Source organism: Actinomadura rupiterrae (assembly GCF_024172125.1).
In the GTDB taxonomy this organism is placed as follows: Bacteria; Actinomycetota; Actinomycetes; order Streptosporangiales; family Streptosporangiaceae; genus Spirillospora; species Spirillospora rupiterrae.
On record NZ_JAMZEA010000015.1, the window covers coordinates 107,621 to 118,678 of the forward strand.

Annotated in this window: 11 protein-coding genes; 6 read left to right on the forward strand and 5 right to left on the reverse strand. The window is 72.0% G+C overall.

Annotated elements, in window-relative coordinates; translation table 11 throughout:
• Positions 1 to 111 precede the first annotated feature (111 nt).
• The gene (locus FHU30_RS39860; protein ID WP_253882898.1) at positions 112 to 1,596 is read left to right on the forward strand and encodes an AMP-binding protein; all 1,485 of its coding nucleotides are present in this window, start codon (positions 112 to 114) and stop codon (positions 1,594 to 1,596) included.
• A gap of 3 nt (positions 1,597 to 1,599) precedes the next feature.
• Here FHU30_RS39860 and FHU30_RS39865 read toward each other — a convergent pair whose 3' ends face one another.
• Positions 1,600 to 2,202: a TetR/AcrR family transcriptional regulator gene (locus FHU30_RS39865; RefSeq protein ID WP_253882899.1), complete on the reverse strand. Its 603-nt coding sequence runs from the start codon at positions 2,200 to 2,202 to the stop codon at positions 1,600 to 1,602.
• Positions 2,203 to 2,302: 100 nt separating this feature from the next.
• On the opposite strand from FHU30_RS39865, the gene FHU30_RS39870 reads away from it, so the two are divergent.
• The 4 genes from FHU30_RS39870 to FHU30_RS39885 all read left to right on the forward strand — a co-directional run bounded on the left by FHU30_RS39870 (position 2,303) and on the right by FHU30_RS39885 (position 5,690).
• The gene (locus tag FHU30_RS39870; protein ID WP_253882900.1) at positions 2,303 to 3,865 is read left to right on the forward strand and encodes an MFS transporter; all 1,563 of its coding nucleotides are present in this window, start codon (positions 2,303 to 2,305) and stop codon (positions 3,863 to 3,865) included.
• Positions 3,866 to 4,013: 148 nt separating this feature from the next.
• A complete protein-coding gene (locus tag FHU30_RS39875) occupies positions 4,014 to 4,649 on the forward strand; it encodes an alpha/beta fold hydrolase (RefSeq protein ID WP_253882901.1) in 636 nt (211 codons plus the stop codon).
• Positions 4,650 to 4,729: 80 nt separating this feature from the next.
• Positions 4,730 to 4,996, forward strand: a complete 267-nt coding sequence (locus tag FHU30_RS39880) for an alpha/beta fold hydrolase (RefSeq protein ID WP_253882902.1) — start codon at positions 4,730 to 4,732, stop codon at positions 4,994 to 4,996.
• A gap of 7 nt (positions 4,997 to 5,003) precedes the next feature.
• Positions 5,004 to 5,690 carry a DUF2306 domain-containing protein gene (locus tag FHU30_RS39885; RefSeq protein ID WP_253882903.1) on the forward strand — a complete coding sequence of 229 codons (687 nt, stop codon included), beginning with the start codon at positions 5,004 to 5,006 and terminating at the stop codon, positions 5,688 to 5,690.
• 6 nt (positions 5,691 to 5,696) lie between these two features.
• On the opposite strand, the gene FHU30_RS39890 is transcribed toward FHU30_RS39885, so the two are convergent.
• Complete coding sequence (locus tag FHU30_RS39890) at positions 5,697 to 6,110, reverse strand: VOC family protein (RefSeq protein WP_253882904.1); 414 nt, start codon at positions 6,108 to 6,110, stop codon at positions 5,697 to 5,699.
• 121 nt (positions 6,111 to 6,231) lie between these two features.
• On the opposite strand from FHU30_RS39890, the gene FHU30_RS46660 reads away from it, so the two are divergent.
• Positions 6,232 to 6,600: a bleomycin resistance protein gene (locus FHU30_RS46660; RefSeq protein ID WP_301324350.1), complete on the forward strand. Its 369-nt coding sequence runs from the start codon at positions 6,232 to 6,234 to the stop codon at positions 6,598 to 6,600.
• Positions 6,601 to 6,607: 7 nt separating this feature from the next.
• On the opposite strand, the gene FHU30_RS39900 is transcribed toward FHU30_RS46660, so the two are convergent.
• The 3 genes from FHU30_RS39900 to FHU30_RS39910 form a co-directional block, all read right to left on the reverse strand.
• On the reverse strand, positions 6,608 to 6,967 hold the full coding sequence (locus FHU30_RS39900; RefSeq protein ID WP_253882905.1) for a hypothetical protein: 360 nt from the start codon (positions 6,965 to 6,967) through the stop codon (positions 6,608 to 6,610).
• A gap of 64 nt (positions 6,968 to 7,031) precedes the next feature.
• Positions 7,032 to 9,434, reverse strand: coding sequence for a hypothetical protein (locus FHU30_RS39905; RefSeq protein ID WP_253882906.1), 2,403 nt, complete (start codon positions 9,432 to 9,434; stop codon positions 7,032 to 7,034).
• Positions 9,435 to 9,802: 368 nt separating this feature from the next.
• The gene (locus FHU30_RS39910; protein WP_253883025.1) at positions 9,803 to 11,035 is read right to left on the reverse strand and encodes a cytochrome P450; all 1,233 of its coding nucleotides are present in this window, start codon (positions 11,033 to 11,035) and stop codon (positions 9,803 to 9,805) included.
• Between the last annotated feature and the right edge of the window lie 23 nt (positions 11,036 to 11,058).

The window sequence follows — 11,058 nt, forward strand, 5'->3', positions numbered from 1 at the left end:
GCTCCCCTGATTTTCCCGGCGTTCACCGAATGGTCTGCGACGACCACAACCTAGGTCCCGCTCTCCGGCGGCCGACACCCCTTAGACACCCCTTTTCTCGGAGGAGGAGCAATGACCCGGACACCCGTAGCGGGGAGCGGGCTGCACGAGAGGTTCCTGCGCGGCCTGGCGCTCGCGCCGGACCGGACCGCGATCCGCGCCGACGACGGGAGCCTCACCTACGCGGAGACGCACGAAGCGGCGCTGCGCCAGGCGGGCGCGATCGCCGCGCACGGTTCGCCGCGTGCGGTGGCGGTCCTGGCGTCCAAGAACCTGACCGCGTATGTCGGGCTGCTGGCGGCGCTGTACTCGGGCGCGGCGGTCGTCCCGCTGAACCCGCGGTTCCCGGCCGAGCGCACCCGGTACATGCTGGAGGTGTCCGGCGCGTCCCTGGTGATCGCGGACGAGGACGGGCGCGCGGCGCTGGCCGGCACCGGCCTCGACCTGCCCGTCCTCGCGCCGGGCGGGACACCGCTGGCGGAGCCGCGCGCGGTCGCGGCGTCCGATGTCGCGTACGTCCTGTTCACCTCGGGCTCGACGGGCCGTCCGAAGGGCGTGCCGATCACGCACGGCGCGAACGCCCACTACTTCGCGCTGATGGACGAGCGGTACGACTTCGGCCCCGACGACGTGTTCTCCCAGACCGTCGACCTGAACTTCGACTGCGCGATGTTCGAGCTGTTCTGCGCCTGGGGTAACGGCGCGGCCGCGCACGCGATCCCCGCCGCCGCGTACCGGGACATGCCGGCGTTCTTCGCCGACCGGCGGATGACGGTGTGGTTCTCGACGCCGAGCGGCATCGCGTTCGTCCGGAAGATGGGCGGCCTGGCGCCCGGGGCGATGCCGACGCTGCGCTGGAGCTTCTTCGCAGGTGAGGCGCTGCTGTGCGCGGACGCCGCCGACTGGCAGGCCGCCGCCCCGAACGCCGTCGTCGAGAACCTGTACGGGCCGACCGAGCTGACCATCACCGTCACCGGCCACCGCTGGTCGGCGGACGCGTCGTCCGCGCGGGCGGTGAACGGCGTCGTCCCGATCGGGGCCGTCCACCCCGGGCACGACGTCCTCCTGCTGGACGGATCGTCCGACGAGGGCGAGCTGTGCATCGCGGGCCCGCAGATGACGCCCGGCTACCTCGACCCGGCCGACAACGAGGGCCGGTTCCTGGAGCGCGACGGGCGCCGCTGGTACCGGACGGGCGACCGCGTCCGCCGTCTCCCGGGCGGCGAGCTGCTGTACCTCGGCCGGCTGGACGCGCAGGTGCAGGTGCACGGCTGGCGGGTGGAGCTGGCCGAGGTCGACCACGCCGTCCGGCAGTGCGCGGGCGTGCAGAACGCGGTCACCGTCACCCGCCCGGACGCCGACGGCGCGCTGGAGCTGGTCGTCTACTACACCGGGGAGCGGACGGCGCCCGTCGCGCTGCGCCGCGAGCTGGCGCGGCACCTGCCCGAGGGGATGCTGCCGCGCGTCTTCCGGCACGTCACCGAGTTCCCGCTGAACTCCAACCGCAAGGTCGACCGCGGACGCCTCGCCCAGCAGGCCGCCGCGGACGCCGGCTAGGAGTCAGACAGTGAGGGCGGGGCCGTCGGAGGAGCGGCCGACGCTCTCGACGATCGCCCGGAGCGCCTCGGCGAGTGAGGCCCCGGTCGGGGCGCGGTCCGGGTCGATGAGCCACTGCGTCATCGCACCGCTCAGCAGCGCGTGGTAGAACTGCCCGACCGCGGCCTCGGTGCGCTCGGGCAGCTCCGCGCCGTCCAGCAGCAGCACGACCAGGCCGCGCTGCGCGCGCTGCTGCGCCTCGGCGAAGAACGCCCGGACCTCCGGGACGTGGTCCAGCTGGGTGATCGCGTCGAACTGCGCGCTCCACAGCGGGCGGTGCCGCTCGAACAGCTCGATCACCCGGGTCCAGGTGCGCTCGAACCGCCCGATCGGGTCGGCGGGCAGGTCGCCGACGTCGGCGAGCGCGGCCTCCAGCTCGTGCCCCCACTCCTCGGCCGCCGCCATGATCGCCGCGTTGAGCAGCGCCTCCTTGGAGCCGTAGTGGTAGCCGATGGACGCCAGGTTCGCGCCCGACGCCTCCACGATGTCCCGCGCGGTGGTGCGGGCGTAGCCCTTCTCGTACAGGCAGCGCTTCGCCCCGGCCAGCAGGTCCTCCCGGTGTCCCATGGCGGGAGTGTAACCGGTCGGCCATAGATCTGTCTTAGACGCTCGTCCTATACACAATCTGTCATAGACAAATCTATAAGACAGATCTAGAGTCGGCCGTATGACCGGTAACGAAGCACGAGCGGGTCGCAGGGAGTGGATCGGTCTCGCCGTCCTCGTCCTGCCGGTCCTGCTGATCTCGATGGACATGACGGTGCTGTACTTCGCGGTGCCGTTCCTCAGCGCGGCCCTGGAGCCGAGCGCCACCCAGCAGCTGTGGATCGTGGACGTCTACGCGTTCCTGCTCGCCGGCCTGCTGATCACGATGGGCACCCTCGGCGACCGCGTCGGCCGCCGCCTCCTGCTGCTGGTCGGCGCGGTCGCCTTCAGCGCCGCGTCCCTGGCCGCCGCCTACGCGGGCGACGCGGCGATGCTCATCGCCGCCCGGGCCGTCATGGGCGTCGCGGGCGCGGTCCTGGCGCCGTCCACCCTCGCCCTGATCCGCAACATGTTCCGCGACCCGGGCCAGCGCCGCACGGCCATCGCCGTCTGGACGGCCGGCTTCTCCGGCGGCGCGGCCGTGGGCCCGATCGTGTCGGGCCTGCTGCTGCAGAAGTTCTGGTGGGGCTCGGTCTTCCTGATCAACCTGCCGGTGATGGCCGTCCTGCTCGTCCTCGGCCCGATCCTGCTGCCGGAGTACAGGGACCCGAAGCCGGGGCGCTTCGACCTGCCGGGCGCGCTGCTCTCCCTCGCGGCCGTGCTGCCGATGATCTACGGCATGAAGAAGCTGGCGACCGACGGCTTCTCCTGGCCGCCGACCGCGATCCTGATCGCCGGGGTCGTCGCGGGCGCGCTGTTCGTCGTCCGGCAGCGGACGGCCCGCGACCCGCTCATCGACCTGGCGCTGTTCCGCAACCGCGGCTTCAGCGCGTCCATCCTGGTGAACCTCTTCACGCTGTTCGCGATGGTCGGCTTCGCCCTGTTCTCGACGCAGTGGCTGCAGCTCGTGAACGGCCTGAGCCCGCTGAAGGCCGCCCTCTGGTCGCTCCCGGCGCCGGTCTCGGTCGGGGTCGCGACGTCCATCGCGGCGGCCCTGGCCAAGAAGGTCCGCGCGGCCTACATCATCGGCGGCGGGCTGGTCATCGCCGCGGCGGGCTTCGCGATCATGACCCAGCTCAAGGCCGACTCGAACCTGGCCGTGGTCGTCACGGGCGCGACCGTCCTGGCCGCCGGAGCCGGTGTCGCGCTCACCCTCACCGCCGACATGATCGTCTCCGCCGCTCCCCCGGAACGCGCCGGAACCGCGTCCGCCCTTGCCGAAACCAGCAACCAGCTGGGCGGCGCGCTGGGCGTGGCGATCCTGGGCAGCATCGGCACCGCCATCTACACCCGGGACGTCGCGGGCTCCGTCACGGGCCTGCCCCCAGCCGCGCGCCATGCCGCCAAGGGCACCCTGGGCGGCGCGAAGGAAGTCGCGGCCCACCTTCCCGCCGACCAGGGCCGCCACCTCCTGGACGTCGCGAAGGACGCCTTCACCCACGGCATGACCATCAACGCCTGGGCAGGCGGAGCCCTCATGCTCGTCGGCGCCACGGCCGCCGTCCTGTTCCTGCGCACGGTCAAGCCCCCCGCTCCCCCGTCCGCCCCCGAGTCCCCGAAGCCGGAGACCGTCTCGCAGAGCTGAACCCGTGGGCCCCGCGCACATCCGCGCGGGGCCTCTTTCTGTACGCCGAGGGACGTAGGCGCCAAGCCTCCCGCAGTACGACGACGGTCGCCATGCCCGCCTCCCACGATGGTGCGACGTTCATCGCCGGTCGGGGAGGGATTGCTCTGTGCTGACGTCCCAGCGCACCGCCGAGGAAGTCGCGAAAACAACGCAGCGCCCTCGGCTCCGGAAGTGGTCGCGGCGGCTGCTCGTGGCCGTGGTGGGCCTGATCGTCACCGCCACCCTCTTCAGCCTCGGGTACAACGCGGCAACATCCGGACGCGCGCGCCTGCCCGCTGACCTGCGGTTCGTCTCGGCGGACGGGATCCGCACCCGGTACCGGACGTGGGGTTCCAGCGGGCCGCCGATCGTCCTGGTGCACGGCGCCGCCGAGTCGTCCGACACCTGGGGCCGGTTCGCGGACCTGCTCGCCGCCGGCCACCGCGTCTACGCCCTCGACCTGACCGGCTGGGGATACAGCGAACGGCGCGGGCCCTACGACGCCGACCGCGAGGCGGCGCAGCTCCTCGGCCTCCTCGACGCCCTCCACCTGGACCGGGCCACCCTCGTCGGCCACTCCACCGGCGCCGCCGTCGTCGCCGCGGCCGCCCTACACGCCCCCGCCCGCGTCAGCGGCCTGGTCTTCCTCGACGGGACGGTCTGGACACCGGCGCCGGAGCCGGCGCGGCGGACATCCAGCGCATCGTCCCGAACCCCTACCGGACGACCGTCCTGCGGCTCGCCGTCCGCTCGGACTGGCTGATCCGCTCGATCTACAACTCCCAATGCGGCCCGCTGTGCCCGCGCCTGGACGCCGCGGGCGTGGACCGGTGGCGGCGACCCTTGCAGGTCAGCGGCGCCGAGAAGGCGATCTGGAGCATGCGGGGCATCGTCGGTGTGCCCAGCGCCCGCCTGGCCGGACTGGCCCGGCTCACCGTCCCGAAAGCGGTGGTCTTCGGAGGCGACGACGACGTGTTCTCCCGTGCGTCGCCCTACGACACCGCCCGGCTGATCGGCGCCCCGGCCCCGACCGTCATCCCCGGCGCCCGCCACCTGTCCTTCATCTCCCACCCCGAGCAGGTCGCCGCCGCGATCGCCGCCGTCCGCTGAGGAACCCATGACCGCCGCCCCTCGCAAAGCCTGCCTGACCTGGCTGATGTTCGCCGTCGCGGCCGTCTTCGGCGCCGTCCTGGTCGGCCCCTACCTGCTGCTCGACATCAGCTCAAGCCGCGTCGACGTCTCCAGCAAGGCCCATTACGCCCTGCTCGTCGGGCACATCTTCACGGCCTGCGTCGCCCTCGTGCTGGGGCCGCTCCAGTTCGTCCCCGCGATCCGGGCGCGCCGGGCCGTCCACCGCAGGATCGGCCGCCTCTACCTGTTCGCCGGGGTCCTGCCGTCCTCGGTCGCCGCCGTCCCGGTGGCCCTGCTGTCCGAGCACCTGCTGACCCGCATCGGCCTGAGCATCCCGGCCGTCCTGTGGCTCGTCACCGGCGTCCTCGCCTACCGGGCCGCGCGCCGCCACGACTACGTCCAGCACCGGAACTGGATGATGCGCAACTACGCGCTCACGTTCCTGGCCGTCACGTCCCGCGTCCTGGTGCCGCTGATGCTCCTCAGCACGCTCCCCTTCACGACGTCCGGCCCCATCGCCGGCAAGGCCCAGTCCCTGACCGCCCTGGGCCAGGCCACCGGCTGGATCATCAACCTCGTCCTCGCGGAAACCCTCATCCGCCGTGGCAGGACCGGCGGGAACGCGACCCGACCCGCCCCGGGAGCGCAACGCACTCAGGAGCGGGCCGGTTGACGATGGCTAGCCGCGCGCGGGGTAGACCGGGCGGCCGTCCTCGGTCCAGGTGACGCCCTTGTTGCGGCACAGGCAGAAGGGGTGGCCGATCGGGTCGGTGAAGATCCGCCAGCCGTAGCCCTCCTCGTTGATGAAGTCCTTCTGCAGCGTGGCGCCGAGGTCGAGGACGCGGCGCTGCTCGGCCTCGATGTCGTCCACCTCGAAGTCGAGGTGGTACTGCTTGGGGTGCTCGCTGTCGGGCCACTGCGGGGCGCGGTAGTCGTCCACCCGGATGAAGGCCAGCTCGATCTCGCCGAACTGGACGCCGGCCCAGTCCGCGTGGCTGCCGGCCTTGATCGGACGGCCCGTCACCTCGGAGTAGAAGGCCGCCAGCTTCATCGTGTCCGGGCAGTCGATGATGAAGTCGGTAAGTCGCAGCATCCCCCGATCCTTCCACAAACCCCCACCACTTCGCCCCCTCACCTGCCGTTATGCCCCCGCGCCCCGCTGTCACAGCCCCCGCCTAACCTCTACCCCAACGCCCGCCACGCAGGAGAGCCCGATGAGCACCGAGATCCGCTTCGAGACCGTGTCCCCCGTGATCCCCGTCCGGGACCTGTCCGCCGCCCTGGACCGCTACCGCGCCCTGGGCTTCGACGTGTCCCGGGCCCCGCAGGACCCGAACTACGGCTTCGCCGACCGCGGCCCGGTCTCCCTCCACCTCACCCAATGGGACGACCACGACCCCGCCCGCACCGCCGCGTCCGTCTACCTCTACGTCTCGGACGCCGACGCCCTCCACGCCGAGTGGAAGAACGCCAACGTCCCCGGCTGCCTGGGCGCCCCCGCCGACACCCCCTACCGCCTCCGCGAGTTCACCTACATCGACCCCGAAGGCACCCTCCACCGCATCGGCTCACCCCTCAGCTAGCGGGGGGTCAGGGGGTTACTTGGATTTGCTGGGTCCAGCGGGATTGGGGTGGGCCTTGGGGGTCGCCTTTGTGGGGGGACGTGACGGTGGCGATGGTCGCGTGGCCGGGGTGGAGGGCCTTGCAGGTGGCGGTGATGGCGCCGTGGGGGCCGGGGTGGGAGGTGCAGGTCAGGATCTTCTCGTCCGAGCTGGTCAGGGGGGTCCAGGGCTGGTGCGGGGACGGATCGGAGGTCACGTGGAGGACGGTGCCGACCTTCAGGTGCAGGGGGGCCGGGCGTGCGCCCTTGCGGACGGTGGTCCTGGGGCCGGGAGGGGTGGCGGCGCAGGCCGTGCAGAGGAGTAGGAGCAGCGCCGTCAGGGGTCGCATGGCACCTCCCTTGGGCGAGGGTACGCGTGCCCGCCGTCCTTTGGGACGGCGGGCACGGGGCGGGTCAGCTCAGGCTGATGTCGTCGTAGGCGGTGGCGGTGGCGTCGCCGGGGTAGTTGTCGTCGCGGTTGGTGAGGGTCAGGGTGTAGGAGTGGCCGGCCGTGATGGTCGCGGTGACCGGCTTCCAGCCGGAGCCGGCGACGCAGGTCTTGGCGAGGACGGTCGTGGTGGTGTTGGTGGTGTTGTCCTTCAGCGTGGCGGTCGCCCAGTCGTAGGTGACGGTGTCCGGGCAGGTCACGTTGTAGTAGAAGGTCAGCTTGGTCGTGCCGGCGGGCGCGGTGAAGGTCTGCGCGATGGACGAGTTGCCGTTGGTCGGCGTGGTCTTGCTGCCCAGCAGGGCGGCGTAGGCGCCGCTGTGGGGGCCGCTGCTGGTGACGCCGGTGGCCGGGCCGGTGGGGGTCCAGCCGGACAGGGAGCCGGTCTCGAAGCCGCCGTTGGTGATGCCGCCTCCGCCGACCGGGTTGACGGTGAGGCTGAAGCTCGTGCTGTGGGTGGCCGAGGTCCCGGTTCCGGTGATGGTGATCGGGTAGGTGCCCGCCGGGGTGGACGAGCTGGTCGTGATGGTCGCGGTGCTCGAACCGCCGGCCGTCACGGACGCAGGGTTGAAGGACGCGGTCGCGCCCGACGGGAGGCCCGAGGCCGACAGCGTGACGGTCTGCGCCGAGCCGGAGGTGACGGCGGTGGACACCGTGGTGGTGGCCGAGCCGCCGGGGTTCACCGACGCGGACGCGGGGCTGACGCTGATAGAGAAGTCGTTCGCCGGCGTGCCCGTGCAGCCCGGGAGGGTGAACGAGGTCAGGCGGGTGTGCCAGTTGAAGCTGCCGTTGGCCGGCTCGTACTCGTTGGTGTACCAGAAGGTGCAGTCGTCGGTCGGGTCGACGGCCATGGAGGTGTAGTCGCCCCACCGGCTGTAGGAGGTCTGCGAGCCCGCGCCGGTGATCGTCGTGGTCTCCGCCTGGGTCATGGTGCCGAGCGGGTCGCCGGGCGCCCGTCCGGTGAACCGGATCGACGGGTGGCTGGACGAGGACGACTGGGAGTAGCCGAGCGCGATGTTGCCGACGTGGTCCATCGCGATCGAGCCCATCCACCGGTACGTGGTGTCGGGCGCGTAGGTGCCCTGCTGGTAGACGGTCGGGTTGCCGCCCGACAGCCGGAACTCGTACCAGCGCGTCCCGACGGCGCCGCCCACGGTGACGGCGTGGTCGGTCACGAACGCTTCATGGTCGCCGTAGTTGCGGTAGGCGAGCCGGTACATGATGCGGTCGGACAGCGAGTCGAGCTGCTGGCTCGTGCCGCTCTGCGGTATGCAGGTTCCGGTGCTGCCGCAGGCGGTGGTGTAGGACGCCACGGTCATGCTGGACGGTCCGGTGAACGTGGAGTTGGCCGGGGTCGTCCAGTCGACGTGGAACTTCCAGTAGGCCAGCGAGGTGTTGGTGGTGCCGAGCCCGACGAGCAGCTCGTTCTCGCCGGAGGGCGGTGGGGACGAGCCGTCCAGGTCGCCGGCGAGCAGCCCGCCGTAGGACGAACTGGTGGTGTAGCACTGCTGGGTGGCGGCGGCGCCGGTCAGCATCTTGGCTCGGTCCATCGCGCACGCCTCGGCACCGACGAAGGTGTTGCCGTTGAACAGGTTGTACGTGACGTAGTAGGCGTCCGGCCAGACCGAGATCTTCGGGTAGTCGGGGAAGCTGCTGAACTGGTAGCTGTACCGGTTGTAGGAGCCGGTCGCGTCCGCGCCGGTGGAGACGGCGACGCACTCGTAGTACGGGCCGTTGGCGGACGAGACGTTGGCGAACTGGGTGATGATCCAGCGGTTCGCGAGGTTGTCCCAGCGCACCGTCGCGTCCCCGTCGTTGGTCGACTGGCAGTACCCGCCGAACCCGGAGAAGACCGTGCTGGTGTCGACGGGCCCGTAGGTCGCGGTTCCGGTGGACTTGTTGAACACCGCGTAGGCGGTGTTCACGACCTCGACCACCTGGGTCGAGCCGACGGTGGCGTTGGGGTCCGGCGGGACGCCGGTCACCGAGTAGGTGCCCTGCGGGCCGCTGAAGCCCTGCCCGACGCCGTCGAAGTTGCTCGCGGTCTGGACCGTCCGGCCGCTGCCGGCGGACCGCTGCCGGACGGGGTCGGGGATCTTCGCGGCGGGCGGGGTCGGCAGCCGGGGCTCGTCGTCCGGCTCGACGTGGCGGTCCGCCCTGGGCGGGACGGGACGGATCGACCGCAGCGGCGGCGAGACGTCGTGGTGCACCGCCGGCCCGGAGTCCGCGGACTGGCGCGGCGGGCGGGGCGGCTGGGCGGGCGCCGCGGCGGTCGCGGCGTGCGCGGCGGCGGGGGCGGACAGCGCGGTCAGGGCCGCGAGTGCCGCGGTGAGCGCGGCCAGGCCGGCTCGGGGGATACGGGGACGGGACACGGCGGGGTCCTTTCGGCCAGAGAGGGATCGCCCTTGACCAGTGGGACAAAACAGGCGCGATGCTGGCACCGCCCCTCCCCGCCAACAAGGCCCCGCCCGCCGGGGCCGCCCGCGCGAACGCAGGGAAAACCCGATGGCTTCGTCCGGTCCGTTGTGCGGGGCCGCCGGCGGGCGCACTCTCGACGGCCGTCCCGCGCTCCCGCGCCGCGCCCGATACCGACCGCGCGGGCCGGGACCCTACAGCCTGTCGTTTCGCTACGGGGAGTCACCACGCGTCCGGCGCCCGCCTAGCCACAACCGGTCAGGCACCGGACCGGGGAAAACGGGGGAGGCCCTGCGGTGGTGCGCAGGGCCTCGCCGGGGCGGTGTCAGCGCTTGAGGGTTACCGGGAGGGTGGCGAAGCCGGTGAGGCCCATGATGTCGCGGCGCTCGGGGGTGCCGGCGATCTCGATGTGGGAGAAGGTGTCGATGAGGGCGGGGAACAACTCCGCGCCCTCGATGCGGGCCAGGTTGCCGCCCATGCAGTAGTGCGCGCCGGCGCTGAGGCTCAGGTTCGGGCCGTCGTCGCGGGTCAGGTCCAGGCGGTGCGGGTCGGGGTACTTGAGAGGGTCGCGGTTGGCCGCGCCGAGGAGCGCGATGACGTGCGCGCCCTCGGGGATCTCGGTGCCGCCCAGCTCGACGGGACGCGTGGTGATGCGGCTGGTGGCGGCGGTGTGCGCGGTGTGCCGCAGGAGCTCGTCGACGGCGGACGCGGTGATGGACTTGTCGGCGCGCCAGCGGGCCAGCTCGTCCGGGTGCTCGATCAGCGCGACGACGCCGGTCGCGATGAGGTTGGTGGTGGCGGCGAAGCCCGCGGTGAAAAGGAACGCGACCAGCGCCATCAGCTCGTCCTCGTCCAGGCGGCCCTCCTCGGAGCCCTGCACGATGGACGACATGAGGTCGTCGCGCGGTTCGGCGCGGCGGGCGTCGATGGTCTCCTGGAGCCGGCCGGTCAGCTCCTCGACGGCGGCGTCGGCGCGGACCAGGTCCTCCTCGGGGTAGAGGCCGGACCAGACGCGGGACCAGTCGTCGGCCAGCTCCTGGAAGCGCTTGCCGTCGGCGTGCGGGAGGCCGAGCATCTCGCTGATGACCGCGACCGGGAACGGCTCGGCGAGCACGCCGACCAGGTCGACCGGCTCGCCGCCGGCGGCGCGCTCCTCGATCTCGTCCAGGAACCGCTTCATCAGCCGCTCGACCGCCGGTTGCATCTTCTTGATCTTGTTGGGCGTGAAGACCTTGCTGGCCACGCTGCGGATCCGGCCGTGGTCGGGGTTGTCCAGCGTGACCATGGAGTTCAGGTAGAGGCGCAGGGACGGGTGGTCGGCCCAGTCCTCGCGCATGACGGTCGCGGCGCGCGGGCCGCTGTTGGTGTCGGGCATCCGCAGGAAGGCGGTGACCTCGTCGTAGCCGGACAGCGCCCACAACCCGAGGGCGGCGCTCTGGTGGACGCGGTTCGCCGCCTGCAACGTCTCGTACAGTGGGAACGGATTGGCGGGCTGCGGCGGCGTGAACAACGCGATGAGGGCGTCGTCTGCCTGCTGCGCAGTGGTCTTCGTTTCCACGGACAACGTGGGCTCCCGTCGTA